General features: G+C 40.8%; 26 protein-coding genes, 1 tRNA gene and 1 pseudogene. 7 read left to right on the top strand and 21 right to left on the bottom strand.

What is annotated here, in order from left to right; all coding sequences use genetic code 11:
- The first annotated feature begins 105 nt into the window (after window positions 1–105).
- The 4 genes from O3599_RS08115 (at window position 106) to O3599_RS08100 (ending at window position 3827) form a co-directional block, all read left to right on the top strand.
- Window positions 106–1065 carry an ABC transporter permease gene (locus tag O3599_RS08115; protein ID WP_247939666.1) on the top strand — a complete coding sequence of 320 codons (960 nt, stop codon included), beginning with the start codon at window positions 106–108 and terminating at the stop codon, window positions 1063–1065.
- Window positions 1055–2011, top strand: a complete 957-nt coding sequence (locus O3599_RS08110) for an iron chelate uptake ABC transporter family permease subunit (protein WP_247939667.1) — start codon at window positions 1055–1057, stop codon at window positions 2009–2011. Before O3599_RS08115 ends, O3599_RS08110 begins: the two co-directional genes overlap by 11 nt.
- Complete coding sequence (locus O3599_RS08105; RefSeq protein ID WP_049499733.1) at window positions 2008–2760, top strand: ABC transporter ATP-binding protein; 753 nt, start codon at window positions 2008–2010, stop codon at window positions 2758–2760. Before O3599_RS08110 ends, O3599_RS08105 begins: the two co-directional genes overlap by 4 nt.
- Before the next feature lie 95 nt (window positions 2761–2855).
- Complete coding sequence (locus O3599_RS08100; protein WP_247939668.1) at window positions 2856–3827, top strand: siderophore ABC transporter substrate-binding protein; 972 nt, start codon at window positions 2856–2858, stop codon at window positions 3825–3827.
- 217 nt (window positions 3828–4044) lie between these two features.
- Here the strand turns inward: O3599_RS08100 and yidD are convergent, their stop codons facing one another.
- The 15 genes and pseudogenes from yidD to O3599_RS08025 all read right to left on the bottom strand — a co-directional run bounded on the left by yidD (window position 4045) and on the right by O3599_RS08025 (window position 15541).
- Complete coding sequence (yidD, locus tag O3599_RS08095) at window positions 4045–4287, bottom strand: membrane protein insertion efficiency factor YidD (protein WP_000821624.1); 243 nt, start codon at window positions 4285–4287, stop codon at window positions 4045–4047.
- A complete protein-coding gene (locus O3599_RS08090) occupies window positions 4287–5009 on the bottom strand; it encodes a pseudouridine synthase (RefSeq protein WP_001222208.1) in 723 nt (240 codons plus the stop codon). The genes yidD and O3599_RS08090 overlap by 1 nt, the downstream gene beginning before the upstream one ends.
- On the bottom strand, window positions 4996–5565 hold the full coding sequence (gene scpB, locus O3599_RS08085; protein ID WP_247939669.1) for an SMC-Scp complex subunit ScpB: 570 nt from the start codon (window positions 5563–5565) through the stop codon (window positions 4996–4998). Before scpB ends, O3599_RS08090 begins: the two co-directional genes overlap by 14 nt.
- Before the next feature lie 18 nt (window positions 5566–5583).
- Entirely contained in the window at window positions 5584–6312 is a 729-nt protein-coding gene (locus O3599_RS08080) for a segregation/condensation protein A (protein ID WP_247939670.1), read from the bottom strand.
- The gene (gene xerD / locus O3599_RS08075; protein ID WP_282185727.1) at window positions 6312–7046 is read right to left on the bottom strand and encodes a site-specific tyrosine recombinase XerD; all 735 of its coding nucleotides are present in this window, start codon (window positions 7044–7046) and stop codon (window positions 6312–6314) included. The genes O3599_RS08080 and xerD overlap by 1 nt, the downstream gene beginning before the upstream one ends.
- Window positions 7043–7504: a cyclic-di-AMP-binding protein CbpB gene (cbpB, locus tag O3599_RS08070; RefSeq protein ID WP_000560720.1), complete on the bottom strand. Its 462-nt coding sequence runs from the start codon at window positions 7502–7504 to the stop codon at window positions 7043–7045. Before cbpB ends, xerD begins: the two co-directional genes overlap by 4 nt.
- On the bottom strand, window positions 7501–8022 hold the full coding sequence (locus O3599_RS08065) for a metallophosphoesterase (RefSeq protein WP_001118952.1): 522 nt from the start codon (window positions 8020–8022) through the stop codon (window positions 7501–7503). The genes cbpB and O3599_RS08065 overlap by 4 nt, the downstream gene beginning before the upstream one ends.
- Entirely contained in the window at window positions 7998–8969 is a 972-nt protein-coding gene (locus O3599_RS08060) for a nucleoside-triphosphate diphosphatase (protein WP_247939672.1), read from the bottom strand. The genes O3599_RS08065 and O3599_RS08060 overlap by 25 nt, the downstream gene beginning before the upstream one ends.
- On the bottom strand, window positions 8966–9760 hold the full coding sequence (racE, locus tag O3599_RS08055; protein ID WP_000370376.1) for a glutamate racemase: 795 nt from the start codon (window positions 9758–9760) through the stop codon (window positions 8966–8968). Before racE ends, O3599_RS08060 begins: the two co-directional genes overlap by 4 nt.
- A 198-nt stretch (window positions 9761–9958) precedes the next feature.
- Complete coding sequence (locus O3599_RS08050; protein WP_000364990.1) at window positions 9959–10207, bottom strand: YneF family protein; 249 nt, start codon at window positions 10205–10207, stop codon at window positions 9959–9961.
- A 296-nt stretch (window positions 10208–10503) separates the two neighbouring features.
- Window positions 10504–11307, bottom strand: coding sequence for an ABC transporter ATP-binding protein (locus O3599_RS08045; protein ID WP_049552590.1), 804 nt, complete (start codon window positions 11305–11307; stop codon window positions 10504–10506).
- Between the two features lie 12 nt (window positions 11308–11319).
- Window positions 11320–12213, bottom strand: a complete 894-nt coding sequence (locus tag O3599_RS08040; protein ID WP_247939673.1) for an ABC transporter permease — start codon at window positions 12211–12213, stop codon at window positions 11320–11322.
- Window positions 12214–12224: 11 nt separating this feature from the next.
- Window positions 12225–13202 (bottom strand): ABC transporter substrate-binding protein, encoded by a 978-nt coding sequence (locus O3599_RS08035; RefSeq protein WP_247939674.1) that lies wholly within the window; start codon window positions 13200–13202, stop codon window positions 12225–12227.
- A gap of 391 nt (window positions 13203–13593) precedes the next feature.
- Window positions 13594–13713: pseudogene (locus O3599_RS08030) on the bottom strand (IS630 family transposase); the annotation flags it as partial.
- A gap of 202 nt (window positions 13714–13915) precedes the next feature.
- A complete protein-coding gene (locus O3599_RS08025; RefSeq protein WP_000123929.1) occupies window positions 13916–15541 on the bottom strand; it encodes a malolactic enzyme in 1626 nt (541 codons plus the stop codon).
- Between the two features lie 272 nt (window positions 15542–15813).
- Between O3599_RS08025 and O3599_RS08020 the strand changes: the two genes are divergently transcribed.
- Both O3599_RS08020 and O3599_RS08015 read left to right on the top strand, forming a co-directional pair.
- Complete coding sequence (locus O3599_RS08020) at window positions 15814–16164, top strand: helix-turn-helix domain-containing protein (RefSeq protein WP_000208712.1); 351 nt, start codon at window positions 15814–15816, stop codon at window positions 16162–16164.
- 127 nt (window positions 16165–16291) lie between these two features.
- Complete coding sequence (locus O3599_RS08015; RefSeq protein ID WP_247939675.1) at window positions 16292–17170, top strand: LysR family transcriptional regulator; 879 nt, start codon at window positions 16292–16294, stop codon at window positions 17168–17170.
- Window positions 17171–17609: 439 nt separating this feature from the next.
- Here O3599_RS08015 and O3599_RS08010 read toward each other — a convergent pair whose 3' ends face one another.
- The 5 genes from O3599_RS08010 to O3599_RS07990 all read right to left on the bottom strand — a co-directional run bounded on the left by O3599_RS08010 (window position 17610) and on the right by O3599_RS07990 (window position 24100).
- The gene (locus O3599_RS08010) at window positions 17610–18536 is read right to left on the bottom strand and encodes an ATP-binding cassette domain-containing protein (RefSeq protein ID WP_247939676.1); all 927 of its coding nucleotides are present in this window, start codon (window positions 18534–18536) and stop codon (window positions 17610–17612) included.
- Between the two features lie 10 nt (window positions 18537–18546).
- The gene (locus O3599_RS08005; RefSeq protein ID WP_000159550.1) at window positions 18547–19614 is read right to left on the bottom strand and encodes an ABC transporter ATP-binding protein; all 1068 of its coding nucleotides are present in this window, start codon (window positions 19612–19614) and stop codon (window positions 18547–18549) included.
- 8 nt (window positions 19615–19622) lie between these two features.
- Window positions 19623–20549 carry an oligopeptide ABC transporter permease OppC gene (gene oppC, locus O3599_RS08000; protein ID WP_000103691.1) on the bottom strand — a complete coding sequence of 309 codons (927 nt, stop codon included), beginning with the start codon at window positions 20547–20549 and terminating at the stop codon, window positions 19623–19625.
- On the bottom strand, window positions 20549–22045 hold the full coding sequence (locus O3599_RS07995) for an ABC transporter permease (RefSeq protein ID WP_247939677.1): 1497 nt from the start codon (window positions 22043–22045) through the stop codon (window positions 20549–20551). Before O3599_RS07995 ends, oppC begins: the two co-directional genes overlap by 1 nt.
- A 66-nt stretch (window positions 22046–22111) precedes the next feature.
- Complete coding sequence (locus tag O3599_RS07990) at window positions 22112–24100, bottom strand: peptide ABC transporter substrate-binding protein (protein ID WP_000749582.1); 1989 nt, start codon at window positions 24098–24100, stop codon at window positions 22112–22114.
- Window positions 24101–24257: 157 nt separating this feature from the next.
- On the opposite strand from O3599_RS07990, the gene O3599_RS07985 reads away from it, so the two are divergent.
- Window positions 24258–24328, top strand: a tRNA-Cys gene (locus O3599_RS07985).
- A gap of 299 nt (window positions 24329–24627) precedes the next feature.
- Here the strand turns inward: O3599_RS07985 and O3599_RS07980 are convergent.
- Window positions 24628–25959 carry a hemolysin family protein gene (locus O3599_RS07980; protein WP_247939678.1) on the bottom strand — a complete coding sequence of 444 codons (1332 nt, stop codon included), beginning with the start codon at window positions 25957–25959 and terminating at the stop codon, window positions 24628–24630.
- Between the last annotated feature and the right edge of the window lie 233 nt (window positions 25960–26192).

Below are 26192 nucleotides of genomic sequence, written 5' to 3'. Positions count from 1 at the left end.
TTATTTGTTAAATTGTCAGAAAATTTATTGACAGATTAAAGAAATCGTGTTACAGTAATATCCGCGGGTATCTTTCGATACCAAATCTATTTGAAAGGACGGGGTATGAAACTTTCTCATTATTTAATTGGCTTACTTCTACTCCTAGTCTTTCTCTCTATTAGCATTGGGACCAGTGATTTTTCATGGGGAAAACTCTTTGCTCTGGATCATGAAACTTGGCTTCTCTTTCAAGAGTCCCGTCTTCCAAGAACCATCAGTATTCTCCTGACGGCCTCTAGTATGAGTATGGCAGGACTCCTCATGCAGACTATTACCCAAAATCAGTTTGCTGCTCCAAGTACAGTTGGGACCACTGAAGCTGCCAAACTGGGAATGGTATTGAGCCTCTTTGTCTTTCCGTCGGCTAGTCTGACCCAAAAGATGCTCTTCGCTTTTATTTCATCCATCGTATTCACCCTCTTCTTCCTAGCCTTTATGACTATTTTTTCTATAAAGGAAAGGTGGATGTTGCCTCTGATTGGGATCATCTATAGCGGGATTATCGGTTCTGTGACAGAAGTTATCGCCTATCGTTTCAATCTGGTTCAGAGTATGACTGCCTGGACCCAGGGCTCCTTCTCCATGATTCAGACTCATCAGTATGAATGGCTTTTCTTAGGCCTCATTATCCTGATAGCCGTTTGGAAATTATCCCAAACTTTTACCATCATGAATCTAGGGAAAGAAACCAGCGAGAGTTTGGGGATTTCCTACTCCCTACTTGAAAAACTGGCCCTCTTTCTGGTGGCGCTAACGACTAGTGTCACCATGATTACCGTGGGTGGCTTACCTTTCCTCGGAGTTATTGTTCCCAATCTTGTTCGCAAGCGCTATGGAGATAATCTAAGCCAGACCAAACTCATCGTCGCACTAGTCGGTGCCAATCTAGTTCTGGCCTGCGACATCCTATCCCGAGTTCTGATTCGGCCCTATGAGCTGTCTGTCAGTCTTCTACTAGGAATCATTGGTAGCCTCGTCTTTATCCTACTTCTATGGAGAGGGGGACGAAAAGATGCAGTTTAAAAGCAAACATACCAAACTCTTCTGCCTTCTCATTATTCTCGCCATCGGAGCTTGCCTTCTCTACTTTTGGCCCATTACTCACCTGTCCACCTTCGCTTGGAAGCTACGTTCCCAAAAGATCATCGTTTATCTCTTGGTAGCCATCGCGACTGGGATTTCGACCATTAGTTTTCAAACCCTGACGGAAAATCGCTTCCTGACGCCAAGCATTTTGGGAATAGAATCCTTCTACGTCCTACTACAAACCCTACTACTGGTTTTTGAAAGTAAGTTTCTTCAACTTGGTAAGTCTCCTATTTTAGAATTCCTAGTCTTACTTCTACTTCAATCCCTCTTCTTTCTCACCTTGCAAGGCTACTTGAAGACACTGATGAAGCAAGACCTTGTCTTCGTCCTGCTAATCTGTCTAGCTCTCGGAAGTCTCTTTCGAAATATCAGTACCTTCCTCCAAGTCCTGATGGATCCAAATGAATACGATAAACTGCAAAACAGTCTCTTTGCTTCCTTTCAACATCTCAACACTTCCATCCTAGCCATCGGTTCTCTAATCATCCTCGCTTTGACAATCTTTTTCTTTCGAAAAGCAGTCATTCTGGATGTCTTGCACCTGCAAAGAGAAACGGCTCAAATATTGGGGCTCGATGTTGAAAAAGAACAGAGAGAACTCCTCTGGGGTATCGTGCTTTTGACCTCAACAGCAACTGCCCTGGTAGGACCTATGGCCTTCTTCGGCTTTATGCTAGCCAACCTCACCTACTTAATCGTCAAAGACTATCGGCACAAGTTACTCTTTATCGTAGCCATTCTGGTTGGATTTATCAGTTTGACCTTGGGGCAGGCCCTGATTGAACGAGTCTTTGCACTAGAAATTCGCATCAGCATGATCATCGAGAGCGTGGGTGGCTTCTTATTCTTTATCTTACTTTATAGGAGGGCGCGTCGGTGAAACTGAAAAACATTGACAAATCCATTCAAAAACAGGATATTTTGCAAGGCATTTCGCTTGAAGTCAGTCCTCAGAAACTGACAGCCTTCATTGGTCCAAATGGTGCTGGAAAATCGACTCTCCTCTCCATCATGAGCAGACTGACCAAGAAAGATCAGGGAATTCTCAGTATCAAAGGCCGTGAAATCGAGAGTTGGAATTCGCAAGAACTGGCTCAAGAACTGACTATCCTAAAGCAGAAAATCAATTACCAAGCCAAATTGACGGTGGAAGAACTGGTCAGTTTTGGACGTTTTCCCTACAGCCGAGGTCGACTGAGACCAGAAGATTGGGAAAAAATCCGAGAAACTCTGGACTATCTGGAACTGACCAACTTAAAAGACCGCTACATCGATAGCCTGTCTGGAGGCCAGCTCCAACGGGTCTTTATCGCTATGGTACTGGCCCAGGATACAGACTTTATCTTGCTAGACGAACCACTCAACAATCTCGATATCAAGCAAAGCGTCAGCATGATGCAGATTCTCAAGCGACTGGTGGAGGAACTCGGCAAGACCATTATCATCGTTCTCCACGATATCAACATTGCCAGCCAGTATGCAGATGAAATTGTCGCCTTCAAGGACGGCCAAGTCTTTCGCAAGGGAACCACAAATCAGATCATGCAGGCTGACCTGCTCAGTCAACTTTATGAGATTCCCATCACGCTGGCTGATATCAATGGCAAAAAGATCTGTATCTATAGCTAGTAACATAGAAGCTCAAGTTAGAGAACCTTCAGTCTCTTAGTCAATAAGACCAAGAGACTCCCTAAATCGTTATCACATTTTAAAAAGGAGAAATCATGAAAACATCCCTTAAATTTTATTTCACTGCCCTAGCAGCCAGCTTCTTGCTCCTACTTGGTGCATGTAGTACAAACTCAAACTCAAGTACCAGCCAGTCGGAGTCAAGTAGCTCTGCTCCAACAGAGGTAACCATTAAAAATTCACTAGGTGTAGTCACACTTTCAAAAGTCCCTGAAAAGATTGTGACCTTTGACCTCGGTGCTGCGGATACTATTCGCGCTTTAGGTTTTGAAAAGAATATCGTCGGAATGCCTACAAAAACTGTTCCGACTTATCTTAAAGACCTAGCTGGAAAAGTTAAAAATGTTGGTTCTATGGTTGAGCCAGACCTAGAAGCCCTTGCTGCTCTTGAACCAGACCTAATTATCGCTTCACCACGTACCCAAAAATTCGTAGATAAGTTCAACGAAATCGCTCCGACTATTCTCTTCCAAGCAAGCAAGGACGACTACTGGACTTCAACTAAGGCCAACATTGAGTCCTTAGCAAGTGCCTTTGGTGAAACTGGTACACAGAAAGCCAAGGAAGAATTGGCCAAGCTAGACAAGAACATCCAAGAAGTCGCTACTAAAAATGAAAGCTCTGACAAAAAAGCCCTCGCCATCCTCCTCAATGAAGGAAAAATGGCTGCCTTTGGTGCCCAATCTCGTTTTTCTTTCTTGTATCAAACCTTGAAATTCAAGCCAACTGATACTCAATTTGAAGATTCTCGCCACGGACAAGAAGTCAGCTTTGAAAGTGTCAAAGAAATCAATCCTGACATTCTCTTTGTCATCAACCGTACCCTTGCCATCGGTGGGGACAACTCTAGCAACGACGGCGTCCTAGAAAATGCCCTCATCGCTGAAACACCTGCCGCTAAAAACGGTAAGATTATCCAACTCACACCAGACCTATGGTACCTAAGCGGAGGCGGACTTGAATCAACCAAACTCATGATTGAAGACGCACAAAAAGGCTTGAAATAAGCAACTTCAAACTCATACTCTTCGAAAATCAAATTCAAACCACGTCAACGTCGCCTTGCCGTACTCAAGTACAGCCTGCGGCTAGTTTCCTAGTTTGCTCTTTGATTTTCATTGAGTATCAACTAACATCTTTACATGATAAAACGCATCCGATCAGAATCACTCAAAGCTGATAGGATGCGTTTTTATCATTTCACTAAAATACTTTTACCCAGCCTCATTTTTCTTCTTGATTCCGTTTGAGTGAAAAGTGGTCTGGGACGGGGTCCTTACCTGTTTTCGACCAGGGATGGCAACGTAAAATCCGAGCCAAGCCCATCAAAACACCCTTGAAGCCATGTTTTTCAATAGCCTGAATCATATAGTTGGAACAAGTCGGCTCAAAGCGACAAGAGGGTGGAAAGGCTGGCGAGATAAAACGTTGGTAAAAGCGCACAGGCGCTATTAAAATTCGTTTCATTATTTCTTGGTTACAGCCATGGTGTGTAGTTGGCTGATTTCTTTTTTATTAAGACGACGGGATTCTCCTGGACGGAGTCCTGTCAAGTCTAGATGTCCGAAACGGGTCCGAGACAACTTGTCCACTTGGAGACCGACAGCTTCAAACATCTTTTTAACCTGGTGGTTACGCCCTTCATGGATAGTCAACTGCACCACAGAGCGGTTTTTGACTGGGTCCACTTTGAGAATTTCATAGACAGCCGGCTTGGTTTTCTTACCATCAATCTCAAGTCCACGGGTCAAGGGGCGGAGATTATCCTTATTGGCCACACCTTTAACACGCGCGACATAAACCTTATCAATCTCATTACGAGGGTGAATCATCTCATCCGTAAAATCCCCATCATTGGTCAAAATCAAGACTCCTGATGTATCCCAGTCCAAACGACCTACAGGGTAGATGCGCTCCTTCACGTTGGGCAAGAGGTCGACAACCGTCTTACGCCCCTTGTCATCTGTCACACTGGAAATGACACCGCGTGGTTTGTTAAGCAGATAATAGACCTTTTCTTCGTTGTAGATAGGTTGACCTTCAACTTCAACCTTGTCGCCTGACTTGATGGTCGTTGCTAGTTCACGTACCACCAGGCCGTTAACCGTCACCAAGCCTTGCTTAATCAGCTCTTCTGCTTTTCTCCTACTGGCCACACCTGCGTGGGCAATATACTTATTGATTCTCATCTTCTTCTATCCTTTCACCAAATAATTGGCTTTCTTGGGCTTGAATCTCAAGCTCATCAATCACTGGTAATTCTTCTAAATGGTTTATCCCCATGTAATCTAGGAAATAATCTGTAGTCACATAGAGGTTGGGGCGACCCAACACTTCTTTTTTCCCGTCTTCTCGTATCAAGTCAAAGGCCTGCAACTTTGCCAAGGCCCCACTCGAGTTGACCCCACGGATGGTATCAATCTCTATCCGTGTGATGGGCTGTTTGTAGGCAATGATAGACAAGGTCTCAAGGGCAGCCCGAGACAAACTCTGGTTGATAGGTGCCTTGGAATATTCCTTTAAAATCTCTGCAAATTGAGGCTTGGTCACCAATCTATAAGCGCCCCCTGTCTCAATCAGAGCCAAACTGGAATCTGGGTCCTTTTCATACTTCTGGGCTAATTTTTCTAAACTCTGTTGGATGCCTGTCGGTGGCAGAGAGAGGAGTTCAGCTAACTGGCGGACTCTAATCCCATCTTCACCCGCTACAAACAAGAGCGCTTCTATTTTTGCTAAAGTACTCATCTTTCCTCTCTATCAAGTCTAGCTTTGGGTCACTTGACTTTCTTCCTTCTTTTCCATGAGATAGATATCTCCGAAATTCTCCTCTTGCACGAGGATCAGCTCCTGGGTTTTGATTAACTCTAGAGTTGCCAAAAAGAGGGTGATGACCTCTTGGAGATTCTGGGCTTCCTTGAACAAATCCTGCAAGCGCAATTGATCTCGTCCAATCAAGGACTCTTTCACGATAATCATCATGTCCTCAATCTTATACTCATCCCGCAAGATAGTCGTGTGATTCTGTGCAAACTCCTCTTTTTTCTTGGCTAGGATATTTGAAAAAGCCAAAAAGAGGTCAATGGTCGTCTTGTCATGCACAAGATCCGCATCTTCGTAAATCAACTCTGTTGGCGCTTTGGAATAGTGCTGGGCCCGTTCTTGGTGCTTGGCTTCCAAGTGCTCACCCAAGAGCTTAAACTTACGGTATTCTTCAATTTGAGAGAGAAGATCCTGCTCTAGGTCATCCTCCAAGTCAGTCACTTCTGCTACCTTTGGAAGGAGTTTGCGGCTCTTGATCAGCATGAGCTGACTGGCCATAACCATGTACTCGCCCGTCACTTCCAGACGCATGGCCTGCAGGGTTGAAACATAGGCTAGATACTGTTCAATGACTTCCGTAATGGGCACATCATAGATATCCATCTGGTACTTAGAAACCAGGTGCAAAAGCAAGTCCAGTGGGCCTTCAAAATCTTTTAATTTAATATCCATTATCTATATTTTTCTAAGGTCAGGACTGTTTTTAATCCTAATTTTTTTGCAATTTCGTACAAATCGACCTTGTTTTCAATTTGTCTTAGAATGAACTGTTCCCGCAAGGCTTGGGCTGATAAGGCTGGAAAACCTTTCTCCTTGACAAAGGATTCTAGCTGACGAAAGGCCCACTGACGAGAATAGGATTTCCCTCCCCTTTCAAAGAGATAGGTCTGGCCCATCAAAGGTTCCAACTCTGAAAGCAAGGTCGTGGGAATGGTGACAATTCTCTGTTGGGAAGCCTTCTTGATTCGCAACACCTGAAAGTCCAGATTGATATCCGCAACCTTGAGAGCTAAAATCTCACTCGGCAAGAGACCCATTTCTAGGATTAAGAGCGCTAGCAAGCGACCCTCTGGATAGTCGCTTTCCTGCCAAAAAGAGTCTAGGTCTAACAATTCTGGCTTTTCGGTCTTCTTTTCAGCTTGTTTAGCTAATTCCAAGCGGTAAAAGCTATCCACTTCTCCTTTTTGATAGAGAAAGTAGAGAAATTGGTTACAGGCCGAAATCTTTCGCTTCTGGGCGCTGATCTTTAGATTGGTTAGCTGGGCTTGGTAAATCTTGAGACTGGTCTCAGAAATCCGCTCGCCTACCAAATCTAAAAACTGTTCTAAATCATACTTATAGGACTGCTTGGAATTGACAGACAAGCCTTGCTTTTCTTCTAAAAAGGCTGAAATCCTATCTCTCATTTGCATCGAATCTCATATTCCTTACTAAAGTCATGCAAGAGGGCATTGACTGCCTTGAGGATGGACTTGCGCGTGATAATTCCTTGGAAAATACCAGACGCATCCACAACCGGCAAGAAGGACTCATCTACCAACTTGTGCAAGACCTCCGTAATAGTAAAATCAGGCGAGACAACTGCTACGTCCGTTCTCGTCATATGAACGATATCCGTATCTGCCATGATTTCTTGACTCAAATCATGCTCCATCTGATAAGCCATAATATCTCTGAGCCCAATAGTTCCAACAAAGTGTTTTTCATCTGTCACAACAGGAACACGGGTATAGGTCATCTGACTAAGCAAGAGTGTCGCATGATCCGCATTGTGAGTATCAATCAACACAGCTAGATTTTTAGCAGGAGTCAAAAAAGTTTCTTCTTGCCCCAACAAGAAAGTCTCAAACTCCTTGGCAATCATCGGCTAAACTCCTTGGACAAGCCCGGATACACCTCATGGTCTCGTGTCAAAAAGTCCACTTTGAAATAACTGTCATCAATCTCCACACGAGCATAGAGACATTCTCTGATGGTCCCACGTGGTTGACTGATGGAACCTGGATTTAGAAAAAGAGTCTTGCCTTCCATCCAAGCACTTGGCACATGCAAGTGACCATAGAGGCAGATATCGGCCTCTTCCTCCTGAGCCCAGTAGTCCAACTTTTGAAAATTGAAATTAATGTCAAACAAGTGACCATGTGTTTGGATAATCTTGGTCGAACCAAGCTCAGTCACCAAACGTTCTGGGTAACCTGCATAGAAGTCCATATTCCCTTTAACAACACGGATGCCTTCCCAAAGGGGAGAATCAGGACGCAGTTCAGAATCGCCATTATGAAAAACGGCATCAACTTTGCCTACATAGCGATCACGGATTTCTTCCACAATCAAGCTATCGCCATGGGAATCACTCATTACAATGATGGTTTGCTTTGCCATGATGGAAATACCTCCAAAAGTTTCTTAACGGCTAAGGCACGGTGAGATTGACTATTTTTTTCTTCAAGGGTTAATTCAGCTGAGGACTTGCCTGTCTCTCCTACAAGGAAGAGAGGGTCATAGCCAAAGCCATTTTCACCCTTAGGTTCAAAGTTAATGTAGCCTGGCCAGTCTGCTTCAACAACCAAGCTTTCCTTGTTTGGACTGGCTACGACTAGGGTTGTATGGAACTGAGCCGAACGATCCTTGAGTTCAAAGACCATGGCCAATTCGTGCAAGAGTTTGGCATTGTTTTCACGGTCAGTAGCTCCCACTCCTGCGAAACGAGCTGACCAGACACCTGGCAAGCCACCAAGGACATCGACTTTAAGTCCAGAATCATCTGCCAGAACCATCTTGCCTGTTAATTGGGAAATGGTTTCTGCCTTGAGACGGGCATTTTCTTCGAAGGTCATGCCTGTTTCTGCTACTTCAGGCAAGTCAGGATAGTCATTGAGGTTTTCCACATCGTAGCCTAGCTTGTCAAAGATAGCTCGGAATTCCTTGGTCTTGCCCTCGTTACGAGTCGCAATCAATAGAGTTTCTCTGACCTTGTTTGTCTCAAAGAAAGCTTCTACATCAACACCTTCTTTAGGCAATTCCACATACAAGAGTTGCCCATTTTCAACCAATAGCAGGGCTCCCTGACGTTGAATAACTTCCAAATTTCGTCCCATTTCTTGGTTAAGGATATCTACTACAAAAGACAATAAACGGTAGGGAGAACCATAGCGTAAAACAGTAACTGAAAGTGGAAAACCTCGTTCCTCGTCTCGAAAGATTTTGGCCAATCCAACTAGAGGAAAATCCAAGTCTTCATCAGTCAAAGTCCGGACACCACCAAAAATACTATAGGACCCAACATACCAGTCCTGGTCATCCTTGTATTCATAAATTTTATTTGTCATAATTCTACATGCTCCACATGAATCTCTTTTTCAAGCCATTCTTCACCAATTTGTGCAAAACTTTGGCTACTGGCTGTTGTGTAAAAACGGTGATGGAGTGGTCCAGCATCGCGACCACGATTGATTTCAAAATAATTGAGTAAGACTGAAATGTCCCGTACACACTCTGCCCCACTATCGATGAGCTGAACCTTGGGTCCCATGACATTTTGAATAATAGGTCTGAGCAGTGGATAATGGGTACAACCCAAAATCAGGCTATCCACCTTTCCAACCAAGGGACGTAGGGTTTCATAGACCACTTTCTTGGTTACACTGGTTGACAGGGCACCTGACTCAACCAAGGGAGCAAACTTGGGACAGGCCAAACTCTCCACCTGTAAGTCCGGATCCAGATCATGGATTTTCTGACGGTAGATGTCTGATTGGACCGTCATGGGCGTTCCAATCACTCCGATTTTCCCACCTTGACTGGACTTGATAGCTGCCGAAGCTCCTGGCAAAATGACACCTAGGACAGGAATATCTAGTTGAGCCTTAATTTCTTCCCAGACGACCGCAGTCGCAGTATTACAAGCAATGACAATCATTTTGACATCCTTGGTCAAGAGAAAGTTGACCAACTGCCAAGTATATTCACGAATTTGCTCAGCAGGACGGGGACCATAGGGCGCCCGCGCCGAATCTCCAATATAGACGATTTCTTCATGGGGAAGCTGGCGCATGAGCTCGCGCACAACGGTCAAGCCCCCTACACCCGAATCCAAAAAACCAATTGGTCGATTATCCATACAGTCTTCTTTCTAGTCTTTTTTCTGATTGATAGTTCATTATGATTATTTATCTTTATGAACCGAATGACAGCCTAATCAATAACTATCTCTCTTAATCATAATCAAATATCAATAGAATGCAAGGAAAAAGTCTCATCCCTAAACATAACCAACATAGTGAGAAGTCTGGAACTTTCATCCCAGACTTTTCCTTATTTATTTTTTCTTTTTATTGTTAGCAAGGGCTGCCTTTTGTTGGCGGATGATTTGGTGGTAAACTTGTTGTACCTTAGCTTCGCTTGGTTTTTGACCATTTGCACTCAAAAGAGTACGAACTGCTTCAGCATTCAAACGTGGGTTGTCAGCGAATTCTTTTTCAATTTGCTTACGAACCAAGTACATTCCTCCAAGAGCTCCTCCTAGAAAAGCTAGCACAATCAATACAATTGCTAAAAGTAAATCCATCATTTTTCTCCTGTTTCTTTTTGAGTCTCTTTCATTATACCACAAACTAGCCACCCTGACCAGTTTGTTTTACGCTTTCAGGGATGGAATAGACAGCAAAAAGAACCCTGCTTTTCTGCAAAAGAGGGCTCCTTACTGAGTTTATACTCAATGAAAATCAAAGAGCAAACTGGGAAGCTAGCCGCAGGCTGCTCAAAACACTGTTTTAAGGTTGCAGATAGAGCTGACACGGTTTGAAAAGATTTTGCAAAGCGTAAGAAATAAAAGACTGAGACACTAGATCTCAGCCTTTTTCTTTATCCCAAAACCAATTCATCACTGACTAGACTTTGCCCACTATTTTTCTGGAAGAGACGCATGAGATCTTCAACCGTCAGATGCTTTTTCTCCTCTCCCTTGACATCTACCACTATCTTGCCTTGATAGAGCATAATGAGACGATTTCCGTACTCAATCGCATGGTTCATATCGTGGGTAATCATCAAAGTCGTCAACTGATGGTGTTCCACAATCTTTTGCGTCAAGTCCATCACCATTTGACTCGTTTTCGGATCAAGCGCCGCAGTGTGTTCATCCAAAAGCAAAAGTTTAGGTTTCACCAGAGCTGCCATGACTAGGGTCAAGGCCTGTCTTTGTCCTCCTGAAAGGTATTGGGTATCCACTTTCAAGCGATTTTCAAGGCCAATATTCAACTCTTTCAAGGCCTCTTGGAACTGGATTCTATCCTTCTCCTTCACGCCCCAACCAAGCCCTCTCTTCTGCCCACGTCTCAAGGCAATAGCCATATTCTCCTCAATCGTCAAACGCGAAGCTGTCCCCATCTTAGGATCCTGAAAAACACGGGCGATATCCTTGGCTCTCTTTCTTACACTCAGATTTTTAATGGATTTACCTGCCAATAAAAGGTCTCCTTCGTCCACCGATAGATTACCAGCCAAGATATTCATCAAAGTGGATTTACCTGCTCCATTTCCACCAATCACAGAGATAAAATCTCCCTCTTCAACCTCTAAGTCTAATCCTTTGAGGACATGGTTCTCATTGACCGTCCCTGCTTCAAAGGTTTTGTGAATATTTTCAAGTGTTAACAAACTTGCCATAACTTTCTCCTCCTATTCATTTCTCAATTTCAGACCACGAATCTTTAATCTCTTTTGCAATTCTGGTGCAAATAAAACCAAGGCAAGCAAGATTGCATTAAAGAGACGTACCAAGTTTTGATCTAGATTTGGAATTTCATAGATATTTAAAATAATCAAACGGTAAACAATCGCACCGATTCCGATAGATAACAAACGGCCTCCAATGGTCAAATCGTGAATCAAGACTTCCGCAATAATCACGGCACTCAAACCAACAACGATAGTTCCTGTCCCAGAAGTCACATCTGAAAATCCATCATTTTGGGCGAACAAGGAACCACATAGGGCAATCAAACCGTTTGAAATCATGTAACCAACAATCTTCATGGTGTCTACATTAACCCCATTTGCCTCACTCATCGGAATATTGTCACCAGTCGAACGCAAAACCAAGCCAATCTCTGTTTTCATCAAAAGGGTCAAGACCAAACAAACAAGTAAGAGACAGGCTAAACTGAGTGAGAAAACAGCTTCTTCAGTTGTCAGTCCCAAGCTAGCCAACTGTTTAAAGACAGTTGAAGAATCTCCCAAGGAAAGATTGGGCACACTTCCCATGATTTTAATATTGATGGAATAAAGACCTGTCAAGGTCACAATCCCTGTCAAGAGGGCTGGAATTTTCATCTTGGTGTGGAGCATTCCTGATACTAGACCTGCTACCATACCTGCCAGCAAAGCAAGTAAAGTCGCAATCCAAGGATTTGTCCCTGCCTGTATCTGAGATACGACGACAGCAGCCCCCAGTGGAAAGGCTCCTTCAGCAGTCATATCCGCAATATCCAAAATACGGAAAGTCAAGTAGACCCCAATCGCCATAATCGACCACAACAAACCTTCTGATAAACTAGATAATACAAAATTCATCTCAAACCTCCTTATTCCTTGCCTTCTAACTTACTAATATCAATTCCCAATGCGTCTGCCATTTCTTGATTGGTATGCAATTCCAGTTTTTCAGGCAACTCAACTGCTATATTTTCTGGCTTCTCACCTTTTAAAACACGAACCAGCATTCGTGCTGTCTGACGTCCCAATTCTTCATAATTGGTTCCGTAGTTATACAAGCCACCAACCGCAACCATTTCTGTTGAACCACCAAATACTGGAACCTTGTGTTTAATAGAAACCTGCTTGACTGTTTCCATGGTTGACGAAATGATATTGTCCGTTGGTACAAAAACCATATCAACCTCTGCCATCAAGCTCTCTGCTGCGGCCTTGACGTTATTACTGTCCAAGATTGTTTTTTCAACAACAGTAAATCCTTTTTCTTCTAGAAGTCGCTTTGCTTCATCCTTTTGGACAACCGAATTGGGCTCACTCTGAGTATAGAGAATTCCGATTGTTTTAGCCTTTGGTAGGACTTTCTTTATTAAGTTAATTTGAGTTGAAATGGCATCTGATGACTGATCGCTTGTCCCAGTCACATTGCCCCCAGGATGTTCTCTTGACTCAACCAACTTGGCACTGACAGGGTCTGTTACAGCTGAAAAGACAACCGGTGTCGTTTGCGTTGTATTGGCCAAGCTCTGAGCAGAAGGCGTTGCGATGGCTAGAACGACATCACTGGATTCTGCTAGTTGCTGGGAAATGGTTTTTAGATTTCTCTGTTCTCCTTGTGCATTTTGCAAATCAATCTCGATATTTTTCCCCTCCACATAGCCTTGTTTAGCCAGCTCATCCACAAAGCCTTCTCTAGTAGCATCCAAAGACTGATGGGTAATAAATTGCGAAATACCGAGGCGAAACACATCTTTTTTCTTATCTGCCTTCAACTGATGCAAACTAATCAGAGAGGTCAAGAGGATCCCCACTACCAAGAGGGGTGCTAGTAATTTTCGAACAACTTTCATAATGAAACTCCTTCTCAGAAAAGATAAAACAAAAAACCGCCTAGATACTATCTAAACGGATGCTTGAAATAATCTAACAAGTTACAACTTTGCTAGTCCATTTAGATATTCATCTATATGGACCACAATCAAAAATCTTAGCCACATAGATACAAACAAATTGCTTGAACTGTTTGCATCCATGGTGACATGTCTACAAACACTATCTAAAGTAGCTAAAGTAAAAGTTTTGATTCATCGTTACAGCTTGTTTCTTATTCATTTCTTTTTCTGCTTTCTTTTTTGATGTTTCCTATCTTACCACCTTTTTCATCACCTGTCAAGAATATTTCAGAATTTTTTAAAATTTTTCGAAAATTCTTTCATAATTCTTTCAATTCTTTTAGGATAATTTCAAAGATTTGCCCATTAGACAAAATAGAACGATTTGAAGACTTTTATGGTATTTAGTTGTACTAGAGTCTTTTAAAAGTGTTTTGATGGCTTGTATTTCTTCTTTGGTTGATTTCATATCACTATTATATAATGCGTTTTGATTTTAGTATAGTATTAAACTGACTCTTGGCAGTCGGACAAAAAATCGACAATTATTTTATATTGTTTAAAACCAATAGTCAATACGACAATCTCTTTACTTTTCGGTTATCAACTCTGTAGATTGCTAACATATCCAAAATAAGCCAAGTATCCCGATGATAGGCAACAGAAATGAATTATTTATACTCTGGATACCACTTCAAATCACGAACTGCTTTGGCCATATCTGTTTCCTTAGCGCGTGCAAGACCTTGCTCTTGTGCTTTTTTAGCGACTGCTTCTGCTACTTTAATAGAAACATCTGCTACATACTTGAATGGTGGCAAGACAGGAGCTCCTGGTTGGCCTGGATTGACAATACCACTCAATGAATGCGCCGCTGCTCCAATCATTTCATCAGTCAAAATACTTGCTTCAGAAGCCAGCATACCTAGACCAAGACCTGGGTAAATCAGGGCATTATTTGCTTGACCAATCACATAGTCTACACCTTTATAAGAAACCGTATCAGCAGGAATTCCTGTTGCGACAAAAGCTTTGCCATCTGACCATTCAATCAAATCTTTGGCACTAGCTTCTGCCAATTTAGTTGGATTTGACAAAGGGAAGATCATTGGACGTTCTGTGTTTTCACACATAGCTTCTACTATTTCTTTAGTGAAGGTATTAGGCTGAGTTGAAGTTCCTACAAGAATAGTTGGCTTCACAGTCTTCACTACTTCAAGCAGGTCAGTCAACTTATCTGCGTTACTAAAGTCAGCACGTTTCTTAGCAAATGGTTTTTGCTCTGGTGTCAAGTCATCCATGTCATCAAAGAGAAGACCTTGTTTATCAACCATAAAGAAACGTTTATAGGCTTCTTCTTCAGAAAGACCTTCACTTACCATTTCACGAAGAACACGAGAGGCAATTCCTGCACCCGCAGTACCACCACCATAGCAGAGATAAACTTGATCTGTTAATTTTTCACCACTAATATCCAGCGAACCAAAGATACCACCCAAGGTAACGATTCCTGTACCTTGAATATCATCATTAAAGGTCGGAATTTGTTTCCGGTATTTTTCAAGAATATTGGCAGCATTCAAGCGGCCGAAGTCTTCCCAGTGAAGGTAGAGTTTAGGAAAGAGACGTTCTGCTGTTTGAACAAATTGGTCAATGAAGTCGTAGTAACGATCTCCGCGGACCCTTTCGTGACGATTTCCTAAGTAATTAGAATTGTTACGAAGTTCTTCACGGTTAGTCCCTGCATCAATGACTAAAGGAAGGACCATCGAAGGATCGATTCCAGCAGCACCTGTATAGACCATCAATTTCCCAACAGAAATATCGACACCATTTGTTCCCCAGTCGCCAATTCCAAGGATTCCTTCTGCATCTGTTACAACAATGAGACGAATCTCGCGACCCCCGGCAGCGTTTTTCAAAGTAGCTTCAATATTTTCAGGATGATTGATATCAAGATATCCCGCATATTGGGGATCTACAAAAAGATCACTATAGCCTTCAATCGTATCTGCAATGGTTGGATCATATACAATTGGATTGAATTCTTTCAAATGTTGAGAAAAGAGGTAATAGAAAAGAGTCCTGTTGGTATTAAAAATTTCCATTAGGAAAAGACGTTTTTCCAAATCATTGGCTTTTGTTTGCATTTGTGCATAAGTTTGCGCCGCTTGTTCTTCAATCGTTTGAACATACGGTGGCAGTAAACCAATAAGGCCTAGTTCCTTTCGCTCCTCTAAGGTAAAGGCAGTACCTTTATTGAGGAAAGGATTGTTTAAAATATCATGTGCAGTCATAGTGCAAGCTCCTTTTTACTTATATTATACCACATGAAACGAATTGTTCGTAAAACGTTGTTGTTTAAATAATACAATTGTATACGCATATGTTATAAATTTCTGAACTCATCAAACTCTCGATGATCTCTCTTTACTAAAAGTTTCGAGTAAAATAAACCAATCATACAAATTGACAATCCTCATTAAAATAAATATCATCTAGGTATGTTATGTAATACTTTGTATTTTTTAAGGTGTTTTTTGTCATATAAAACTTGTATTCTATTTATATGACAACTAAAAACTATTTACAACAATATATTTCCCAAAAAGTGAAATATTTTCGAACACAGAATAAAATGAGCCAGGAAGAACTTTCGGAACAAGCAGGACTCGGGCTTAAGTATATCAATCAACTTGAAAACCAAAATGTGAATCTGACCATTCACAGTCTTGAAAAAGTGATTGACGCCCTAGAAATGACCCCAGAGGAATTTTTCAATTTTGATAGCCTTGAATCAACCTCTGATAAGAGTGACAATCTTTCACTCAAAAGAATCAACATGAAGATTAAACAGCTCCCTATTGATAAACGAGAAAAAATGTTGGTCATTTTTGAGAGTATCTTAGATAATCTTTGAAATCCCTGACTCACTTACATTTTAACTGGTGAATACTCGTATAGTCAAATTGTAGGATACGGATAAAAATTATTTATCTGCTGTTTTCCACTTATTTTCCTTCTCCAACTAATGAAAGTGAACCCATATGAATTTAAAAGATCTACAATATTTTTATGACCTCTGCCAGCTTCAATCCTATACGGAAGTAGCAAAACAACATAAAGTCAGCCAACCATCTATTTCTTATGCTATCAAGCGCTTAGAGGAAGCCTTTAACTGCAAATTGATTCACCATGACCCCTCGCATCGTTCCTTCAAGCTAACTCCTCAAGGACAAATCCTTCTAAAGCATACAGAACTGATCTTACCTGAGGTCATTTCTACTCAAAAAGAAATTAACCGCTCCTTGGCACAATACTCTACTGTAGGATTCCCTCCTATTATCATTCAGTATCTCTTCGCTGCCTTAAACGAAAAAGATAAATTCGATTTTTTAAAAAAGATACGCCCTATCCGCGGTGGCTCCGTAGAGTTATTAAACCTTCTCCTTAAGGGAGACCTTAATGCAAGCCTACTCGGTTTAATTGAACCTCTCAATTATCCTTCAATAGAGACACACGAGCTATTTCATAAAGAACTGTATGTCGTTTTATCTAAGAACCATCCTTTTGCCACTGTTCCTTCCCTCGCTTTTGAAGAATTAGTAGATCAATCCTTTATACTCTTAGACGAACACTTTGTTCACCTGAAAGCTTTTGAAATACTTAATCAAAAGTATCAAAACAAGGCAGAAATATTCTTTAAGACGGATGATATTGTCATTCTTAAAGAACTTTTAAAGAAAGGGATTGGCCTTAGTTTACTGGCTGATATCGCACTTTCTGATGAAGATGATGATTTAATAAAAATCCCTCTTATACCGAAGGATAAGATAACTTTTACAGTTTATTACGCTTACCTTAAATCAGCTACACCGTCATCAGAAATAGAAGCCTTATTTAAACGCCTTAAATCATATGAATAGAAAAACTCTAACTATCAATGAACTGATAGCTAGAGTTTTTTACATTGTAGATATTATACTCAATGAAAATCAAAAAGCAAACTAGGAAGCTAGCCGCAGGCTGCTCAAAACACTGTTTTGAGGTTATAGATAAGACTGACGAAGTCAGTCACATATATACGATAAGGCGACGCTGACGTGGTTTGAAGAGATTTTCGAAGAGTATTAGACTATAGTAGATTGAAGCTAGAGTAATACGCCGCGACTTCTATAACTTTTCTAGAAATTAATTTGACTTTCCTAATCAAGTTGTTAAGATTTTATTTCATCTCACTATAATTCAATGATTTTCTAAGAATTCTATTTCTCTCGAAAACTCTTTCAAAGTTTTTTCAAATCAGTCCAACAAAAAAGGTTTATAATTTCCATAAAAGTTGACATGGAAATTATAAAACCATTATTAGTTTAACCCTTGTTGATAACGTGCCAATTCGGCTTGGTTAGCCCAAACATAGTGACCTGGACGGATTTCTACCATAGATGGCTTATCTGTCTCATAATCATGTTGATCTGGATCATATACTTTCAAGACCTTCTTGCGTTCCAAGATTGGATCTGGGATAGGTACCGCTGAAAGCAAAGCCTGAGTATATGGATGAATTGGATTGTTAAACAATTCTTCTGTTTCTGCAACCTCTACAATAACACCCTTGTAAATAACCGCGATACGATCTGAAATAAAACGAACAACCGACAAGTCATGGGCGATAAAGAGATAGGTCAAGCCAAGTTCTTTTTGGAATTTTTTGAGCAAGTTTAAGACTTGAGCACGAACAGAAACGTCCAAGGCTGAAATGGGCTCATCCGCAATAACAAAGTCTGGTTGCATAACCAAGGCACGGGCAATACCGATACGTTGACGTTGACCACCTGAAAACTCATGAGGATAACGAGTCAAGTGCTCAGCAAGAAGCCCCACTTCACGAATAATATTTTTAACTTTCTCTTTACGTTCCTCTTCATCCTTAAATAGACGGTGATTGTAAAGACCTTCAGAAATAATATAATCAACAGTCGCACGTTCATTCAAACTTGCTGCAGGGTCTTGGAAAATCATCTGGATACGACGGATCAATTCCGCAGCTTGTTCACGCGATTTCTTACCATTAATCTTTTGACCATCAAAAATGATATCACCATTACTTGTATCATTTAGACCAATGATAGCACGACCAATAGTTGTTTTCCCACTACCTGACTCACCTACAAGCGAGAAAGTTTCTCCCTTGTTGATAAAGAAGTTGGCATTTTTAACCGCGACAAACTTCTTACTTCCTTCACCGAAGGAAATTTCTAAATCTTTGATTTCTACTAATTTTTCAGACATTTCCTTCCTCCTAGTCTGCCAGATGGGCAAATCCCATTTTTTCACGGATTTTATCGTGGAGATTTGCAATCACAGCTGGTTTTTCTACTTTTGGAGCATCCTCATGAAGAAGCCAAGTTTTAGCCCAATGTGTCTCTGATACTGAGAATTGAGGGGCTTTTTGCTCGAAGTCAATTTGCATTGCATAGTCTGAACGCAAGGCAAAGGCATCCCCTTTCAGATCAGTATAAAGTGACGGAGGTGTTCCTGGGATTGAGTAAAGATCCCCTTTATCATCAGCAAGCTGAGGCAAGCTAGACAAGAGACTCCAGGTATATGGATGGCGAGGGTCATAGAAGACTTCCTCAACAGTTCCATACTCAACGATTTCTCCTGCATACATAACCGCTACCTTATCCGCAATACTTGCCACCACACCAAGGTCGTGAGTGATAAAGATTGTTGTGAAATGGTACTCGTTTTGTAATGATTTTAGCAAATCAATAATCTGTGCTTGAATGGTCACATCCAAGGCAGTTGTTGGCTCATCACAGATCAAGACATCAGGTCGGCAGGCAAGGGCAATAGCAATAACGATACGTTGACGCATTCCTCCAGAATATTGGAATGGGTATTCATCAAAACGTCTATCTGCGTCTGGAATCCCAACCTTATTCATGTAGTCAATGGCCAATTCTTTCGCTTCTTTAGCTGTTTTTCCTTGGTGTTTTACAATAACTTCTGTAATCTGACTACCAATTGTTTTAATTGGGTCCAAACTAGTCATTGGATCTTGGAAGATAGTCGCAATCTTAGCGCCACGAATTTGTTCCCAATCCTTGTGAGAAGATAAAGCTGTCAAATCTTGACCACGGTAGTCAATACTACCTTGGGCAATGCGACCGTTTTCTTCAAGCATACCTGTGAATGTCTTTGTCAAAACAGATTTCCCTGATCCTGACTCACCTACCAAGGCTAATACTTCTCCTTCAACTAGTTCAAGGGAAACGCCGCGAATGGCTGTCAATACTTTGTCACGAACGTCAAATTCCACGACAATATCGCGAGCAGTCAAAATTACATTTTTTTCTTTTGTCATTTCTACTCCTATCTATGTGTACGTGGATCACTAGCATCCGCTAAGTTTTGACCAACTACGAAAAGGGATAAGGATACCAAGACAAGAGTTGTCAATGGAATCCAGAACAAGTAAGCATTGGTTGTTACGTTTTGTGAATAATCCGAAATCAAACGACCCAAACTTGGCACGGTAATTGGTAATCCAAGACCGAAGAATGACAAGAAGGCTTCGTATGAGATAAAGCTTGGAAGCATTTGAGTCATGGTTGTCACAATAACAGATACCAATTGAGGCATGATATTTTTGGCAACAATCTTCAAGGTTGGTGTTCCCAGAGTACGTGACGCCAAGTTGTATTCCAAGTCACGATAACGCAAGATTTGCACACGGATCATGAAGGCAATCCCAATCCATGTCGTCACACTCATGGCAAAAATCAGATTCCAGAATCCAGCTCCGATTGAGTAAGTCAAGACAATGACAATCAAAAGAGATGGGATGTTTGAGATGACGTTATAAACTTCCATCATCACGCGGTCAACTGATTTTGAAATTCCCCAAATACCACCGACAAAAACACCGATAACCAAGTTAATTACTGTCGCAATCACAGAAATGAGGATAGAGTTACGAGCTCCGAACCAGACACCGTCAAAAAGAGATTTACCGTTACTGTCTGTACCGAACCAATGCTCAGCATTTGGCTTGATATAACGAGCACTAAAGTCGTTTACCTTGCTGACATCATTGAAATCAAACTTAGAAAACATTGGGTAGATGAAACTCATCAAAATGATAGCTACCAAGATTCCCAACATGACTACAGTTGATTTCTTCTTCATAAATTGTCTAAACACTGAACCCCAGTATGAATAAGCTGGCGCATCAATAGCTTCAGAGGCAAAATCGTCACGTTTTACAAACTGAAATTTTTCTTTATCGATTGTAGACATTATTTGCCTCCTTTCTCAGTCAATTTAATACGTGGGTCAATAATAGTCATCCAAATATCTCCCAAAAGAAGTGAGAAGATAGAAATACATGTAAAGATGAAGACAAGACCAACGACCATAGAGTTATTAGATGCTTTTACAGAGTCAATCAACATTTTACCCATACCTGGGAAGGCGAAGACTGTTTCAGTAAGGGTTGCACCACCAATAACCCCGATAACGGCACCAGGAATTCCTGAAACCAGCGGAACCATGGCATTTTTAAAGATGTGTTTGTTTGAAATTTCTTTTTCAGACAAACCTTTGGCACGAGCAAAACGAACAAAGTCCTGTGATTGCAAGTCAATCATGTAACGACGAATCCAAATAGCTGTACCAGGAGCACCCAACAAACCAAGAATCACTGCTGGTAAAACATACGAACGCCAATCTCCAGCACCCAAAATAGGGAATGAATCTGGAAGACCAATTGATGATCCAATCAAACGAACAATGTAAACCAAGGCAATGGTTGGAAGGGCCATCAAGAAGGTCAAAAACCCTGTTGAGAAGCTATCAATCCAAGTATTCTTGAAGCGAGCCATAGCTGAACCAAGTGGCACGGCAATCGCATAAGAAATCACCAAACCAATCAATCCAACGACTGCAGAGCTAGCAATCATAGAAGGATATTGGTAGTTGCTTTCAGTTGCAGTATATGGGTCATCTTTCCCGTAGTTGGCTACTTCACGAGAATCAGCCTGACTAGGTGATTTGTAGGTTCTTGAGTAAATATTTACAGAAGAAGTTTTCTTACCTGTTGGGAACTGAACTTGCGAAGTTTTTGTTTGCCCTTGTCCCTGAGTAATAACCTGTAAAACAGGACTATTAGCATAGGTTGGATAAGAGTCACCTAAATTAATGTTCACAAAGTTTTGATGAACAAATGGGAACTGACTGTTGAAGTACAAGAGATATTTGTGTTTGGTACCTGAACCAACCAATGACCATCCGATTGCTGGATCGTTTTCGAAACGAAGGTAACGTTTCAAGTCTGGATTTTCAGGGTCTTGAATTTTATTAGTATGATCAATGTCAATCAAGTTAGCATAGAATTTGAAAACACGTTCAAAAATTGGGATTTCACGAGTAGCGTAGAATTGGCCACTTTCAGTAAATTCTCCCAGGGTCCAACCATGACCGATTTGTTTGATGTATTTTTCATAGATAGCCTTGTTGGTGTCATTAGCTTCAACTGTTACAGAAGCATCCATCTGGCTAGCTTTTTCTTGCAATTCTTTGGTATCGTAGTATTCGATATAGCCCATACGCTCATAAACAGTATTTTCATAGTTATCACGTTTATCAGCCGTTGTCGCAATCTTGTTATAGTTGGTATCCTGTTTGAAAATCAATTTTCGAGGAACCATTGTATAGATAATCGTGTAAGTCAAGGTTGTTACTAAGAAAATAGAAACCAATGACCGCAAAACACGCATAAAAATATATTTTTTCATATCATTTCCTTTAAAAATCCCAAAAGAACCTTCTCCTCATGGAGAGAAAGTTCTATTGGAAATTATTTACTTCACATGACTTGCCAATTCTTTTTGAGCTTTCTCGTTTGACTCAGTCTTTTCTTTCAACCATTTTTCACGAGCTTTTTCATACTCTTCTTTGGTAATTGCTTTTTCACCAACTTCAGTGTACTTCAAGTATCCTGAATTTTCACCTTTAAGGCCGGCTACAGAATATGAAGAGCTAAATGGTAGAACTTTTGAAACATATGAAACGGCTGTTTCTTTAGGAGAAGCCATTACTGGAATTGTCAAAGCATTATCAGTCAACCAAGCTTGTGCCACCGCGTATTTTTCATAACGTTTTTGAACATCTTGGTTTTCGCTGTTTGCGTCATCAAGTAATTTTCCATAGTCAGCTAAACCAAGTTTGCTTACTACTGATGCATCTGTGTTTTGGTCAATACCAAGGTAAAGGCGAGTGCTTCCTCCCTTAAGGACGAATTGATCCAAGAAAGTAGAAGGATCTTGATAGTCAGGGTTCCATCCTAGCAAGGTATGGATATCCCAGTCTTGCTCTTTAGCTGTTGGAGCGCTAAATGAAATTGGTAAAGCTTCTGCTTGAGTCATTTGTTGTAAGTCTACAACAACATTATCTGAACCCAATACTTTTTCAATTGATTGTTTCAATGATTGAACACGGTTTACAACCGCTGTTGATTCTTGGATAACCAAGGCATCCAAGTGGATTGGGAATTCAACACCTTCAGCTTGTAGGCTTGATTTTGCTTTAGCAAAGACTTCTTTAGCTTTTTCTTCATTGTAAAGTCCATTTTGAGAATCTGCTAGAGACACGTTTGACCAAGTAGAAGAATTTGTCTTAGCCAAGCTATCTTGTACCAATTCACCAAATGTTTTCTTACCAACTTGAAGATTATAAGGTGCAAACGTATTACGGATGGCTACTGCAGCTCCATCAGTACCATTTGTTTGAGCTGAGTAAGAATTGCGATCGACAGCAAAGTTCAAGGCTTGACGGAATTCCTTGTTTAGCAATGCTTTCTGAGTAGATGTCTTTTGGGCATCACTTGTTTTGGCAGTGTGGTTATAGGTTGTACGGCCATAGTTCAAGCTGACAGTTGCAACACCCGCACCTGGTTCATTAAAGTAAATGTTATCTTTAAAGTCAGCTGCATATTTTTCATATGTAGAACTTGTAGGGAAGATACGAGCCTTGCTATATTGACCATCAGCAAAACCTTTAGCAATCACATCTTGGTCCTTACCATCCCAGAAAGTGAACTTAACGTTCTCAATTTTTACATTTTCTTTGTCCCAGTAAGCATCATTTTTAGCCATCTCGATAGATGATTTTGGAGTTACAGATTTTAAGACAAATGGACCGTTATAAAGAATAGAGTTAGCATCGGTTGGGGCACCAAAACCTTCCCCTTTTGAAGTTAAGAATTCTTCATTAACCGGCATCAAAACACCACTAGTTGTCTTGTCATTCCAGAAAGTTTCTGGCTGGTTCAAAGTATATTCTAGTGTTTGATCATCAAGTGCTTTTACTCCAACGGTTGAAAAATCGCTTGTTTCACCCTTGATATAGGCTTCTAATCCCTTAATAGAAGAGCTAACGATTGAAAGTCCTTTTGATTTTCCATCTACGGCATGTTTCAAACCAGTAACGAAGTCTTTAGCAGTTACAGGAGCGTATTCTTCTCCCTCTGCTGTAACCCATTTAGCATCCTTACGGATTTTATAGGTATAAGTCAAACCATCTTTTGAAACTGTCCATGATTCAGCAATAGAAGGAACCAAGTTACCATATTTATCATTAGCCAACAAACCATCTACAGCATTTGTTGTGACGAATGATGTTGAATCGATATTGCTAACGATATAATCCAAGGTTTCTGGATCTGTTTGATAAACATATTGGTAATCTTTTGCTAGTTTAGCATTATTCGAACTAGTGTTTGAACACGCAGCTAGAACTCCTGACGCTAATAAGGTAGCTCCCGCTACAGCAAGCACTTGACTTTTTTTCATTTATTTACTCCTCTTATAAAGTATAGGTTATCATCAATTATATCATAGATTTCAAGAAAAGTAAACGAATTTTCAGAATATTTAGGCTTATTGACACAAAAAATCTGAAAAAGCTATTGACTGAAAATCATTTTCAAGGTATAATAATAAACGTTAAGGCGGTATAGCCAAGTGGTAAGGCACGGCTCTGCAAAAGCTTGATCGTCGGTTCAAATCCGTCTACCGCCTTCTATAACTTGATTTATCAGGTTTCATTTAAACAGAAAGCCCAATTTAAAGGGCTTTTTTCTTTTTCCTCGAATAAATACGTATAACTTACAAAAACTTTTGGGGTGAATTTGGGGCAGACTTCTTTTTAGGAGACAATCTTTTGATACTCAATGAAAATCAAAGAGCAAACTAGGAAACTAGCCACAGGCTGTACTTGCGTACGGCAAGGCGACGTTGACGCGGTTTGAATTTGATTTTCGAAGAGTATGAAATCAACTGAAAAAGCTTCGTCACACCTGGTGACAAAAGCCTCTAGTTTACTCTGTTTCTTCTTCTATTTCAACTTCAGTAATTTGGACTTTTACCTTGGTAACACGTCCATTTTTCACTTTATCATTGGTTAGGATAAGCTGTTTGTTTTGGCTTACCAACTCATAGCTGAGTTTTTCAGTCGTTGGAATGGTCCCCACTCCTGTCAAATAGTAACCAGCAATGGTATCAACGTCATCACTTTCCAGTTCAACATCAAAGTAGTCATTAAAATCATTGAGATTCATGGTACCTTGAACAATATAAGTATCTTCTCCAATTTTATGAACTTCGATTTCAGCTTTATCTGTTTCGTCATCGATTTCCCCAACGATTTCCTCTAAGAGGTCTTCTAGGGTCACCAAACCAGCCATCCCACCGTATTCATCCAGCAAGATTGCCATTTGTCTTTGGGTATTGCGCAGTTCTTTTAACAAGTCATCCACAAAAATAGTTTCAGGAACAAAAAGTGGATCTTGTAAGATTTTCTTCCAAACAATATTGTCAAAACCGTCCACAAAGCCCGCCTTAAGGAGACTCTTGGTGTGAATGATCCCAATCACATTGTCCTTATCCCCATCATAGACAGGGATACGAGAATAATTTTGTTTTAAAATACTTTGGATAATGGCTTGACTATCATCCTGAATATCGACCATAAAGGCATCCGTTCGAGGAACCATGACTTCTCTGGCCATTAATTCGTCCAGTGAAAAAATCCCTTGTAACATCTCAATTTCGTCAGCATCTAGTGTTTCTTCACTATTTGTCAGCATGTACTCAATTTCATCACGGGTCATTTTTTCATCAGCATCGTCAAAGGTCATCGGAGTCAAGCGACTCAAGAGATTGGTAGATGCAGATAAGAGCCAAACAAAGGGACTAACTAGTTTCCCCAGCCCAATGATAACTGGCGCTGTCCGAATCGCCAAGGCATCCTTTAGATTAAGAGCGATTCTCTTAGGATACAATTCCCCAAAAACGATGGAAATATAAGTCAAAAATGCTAAAGACAGAAAACTTGCAACGGCATAAGATGTTTCGCCATTTCCAAGCCAAGATGCAATTTCTCGTCCAAGAGTTTCTGCCAAACTCGCCCCAGATAAGATCGTAATCAGGGTAATCCCTACTTGAATGGTTGATAAAAAGTGGTTAGGATTTTCTAGTACCTTCAGCAGACGGATATAGCGTCTATCTCCTTCTTCTGCCTTTTGTTCAACCCGCGCACGATTTAGTGACACCATGGCCATTTCTGTGGCTGAGAAAAAGGCATTTAACACCGTCAAGATAAACAATAAAACAAATTGTAGCAACAAATTCTGACTACTTGGGTCTTCCATAGTTCTTCTCCTAAAATAGTATCTTACCCTCTATTATATCACAAAATATAGTCCAGTACATATTACATATTATTTTTTCTCATACTCTTCGAAAATCTCTTCAAACCACGTCAGCTTTATCTGCAACCTCAAAGCTGTGCTTTGAGCAAGCTGCGGCTAGCTTCCTAGTTTGCACTTTGATTTTCATTGAGTAACAGTATCTATTGTAGCCCTGCTTAAACTAGTAAGAAAGA

The sequence above is a fragment of the Streptococcus sp. 27098_8_103 genome (assembly GCF_041432345.1).
GTDB lineage: Bacteria > Bacillota > Bacilli > Lactobacillales > Streptococcaceae > Streptococcus > Streptococcus mitis_BV.
This window is presented reverse-complemented; position numbering and strand designations above follow the sequence as displayed.

Coding starts and splice junctions, on each gene's coding strand:
- O3599_RS07980 (WP_247939678.1), bottom strand. CDS start 25,959: ATGGAAGACCCAAGTAGTCAGAATTTGTTGCTACAATTTGTTTTATTG.
- O3599_RS07995 (WP_247939677.1), bottom strand. CDS start 22,045: ATGAAAAAATATATTTTTATGCGTGTTTTGCGGTCATTGGTTTCTATT.
- O3599_RS08010 (WP_247939676.1), bottom strand. CDS start 18,536: ATGTCTGAAAAATTAGTAGAAATCAAAGATTTAGAAATTTCCTTCGGT.
- O3599_RS08100 (WP_247939668.1), top strand. CDS start 2,856: ATGAAAACATCCCTTAAATTTTATTTCACTGCCCTAGCAGCCAGCTTC.
- scpB (WP_247939669.1), bottom strand. CDS start 5,565: ATGAGTACTTTAGCAAAAATAGAAGCGCTCTTGTTTGTAGCGGGTGAA.
- O3599_RS08015 (WP_247939675.1), top strand. CDS start 16,292: ATGAATTTAAAAGATCTACAATATTTTTATGACCTCTGCCAGCTTCAA.
- O3599_RS08035 (WP_247939674.1), bottom strand. CDS start 13,202: ATGAAAGTTGTTCGAAAATTACTAGCACCCCTCTTGGTAGTGGGGATC.
- O3599_RS08060 (WP_247939672.1), bottom strand. CDS start 8,969: ATGACAAATAAAATTTATGAATACAAGGATGACCAGGACTGGTATGTT.
- O3599_RS08005 (WP_000159550.1), bottom strand. CDS start 19,614: ATGACAAAAGAAAAAAATGTAATTTTGACTGCTCGCGATATTGTCGTG.
- O3599_RS08110 (WP_247939667.1), top strand. CDS start 1,055: ATGCAGTTTAAAAGCAAACATACCAAACTCTTCTGCCTTCTCATTATT.
- O3599_RS08040 (WP_247939673.1), bottom strand. CDS start 12,213: ATGAATTTTGTATTATCTAGTTTATCAGAAGGTTTGTTGTGGTCGATT.
- O3599_RS08080 (WP_247939670.1), bottom strand. CDS start 6,312: ATGGATATTAAATTAAAAGATTTTGAAGGCCCACTGGACTTGCTTTTG.
- O3599_RS08115 (WP_247939666.1), top strand. CDS start 106: ATGAAACTTTCTCATTATTTAATTGGCTTACTTCTACTCCTAGTCTTT.
- oppC (WP_000103691.1), bottom strand. CDS start 20,549: ATGTCTACAATCGATAAAGAAAAATTTCAGTTTGTAAAACGTGACGAT.
- O3599_RS07990 (WP_000749582.1), bottom strand. CDS start 24,100: ATGAAAAAAAGTCAAGTGCTTGCTGTAGCGGGAGCTACCTTATTAGCG.
- O3599_RS08090 (WP_001222208.1), bottom strand. CDS start 5,009: ATGAGAATCAATAAGTATATTGCCCACGCAGGTGTGGCCAGTAGGAGA.
- O3599_RS08065 (WP_001118952.1), bottom strand. CDS start 8,022: ATGGCAAAGCAAACCATCATTGTAATGAGTGATTCCCATGGCGATAGC.
- yidD (WP_000821624.1), bottom strand. CDS start 4,287: ATGAAACGAATTTTAATAGCGCCTGTGCGCTTTTACCAACGTTTTATC.
- O3599_RS08025 (WP_000123929.1), bottom strand. CDS start 15,541: ATGACTGCACATGATATTTTAAACAATCCTTTCCTCAATAAAGGTACT.
- O3599_RS08050 (WP_000364990.1), bottom strand. CDS start 10,207: ATGGATTTACTTTTAGCAATTGTATTGATTGTGCTAGCTTTTCTAGGA.
- xerD (WP_282185727.1), bottom strand. CDS start 7,046: ATGAGAGATAGGATTTCAGCCTTTTTAGAAGAAAAGCAAGGCTTGTCT.
- O3599_RS08045 (WP_049552590.1), bottom strand. CDS start 11,307: ATGGCAAGTTTGTTAACACTTGAAAATATTCACAAAACCTTTGAAGCA.
- racE (WP_000370376.1), bottom strand. CDS start 9,760: ATGGATAATCGACCAATTGGTTTTTTGGATTCGGGTGTAGGGGGCTTG.
- cbpB (WP_000560720.1), bottom strand. CDS start 7,504: ATGATTGCCAAGGAGTTTGAGACTTTCTTGTTGGGGCAAGAAGAAACT.
- O3599_RS08020 (WP_000208712.1), top strand. CDS start 15,814: ATGACAACTAAAAACTATTTACAACAATATATTTCCCAAAAAGTGAAA.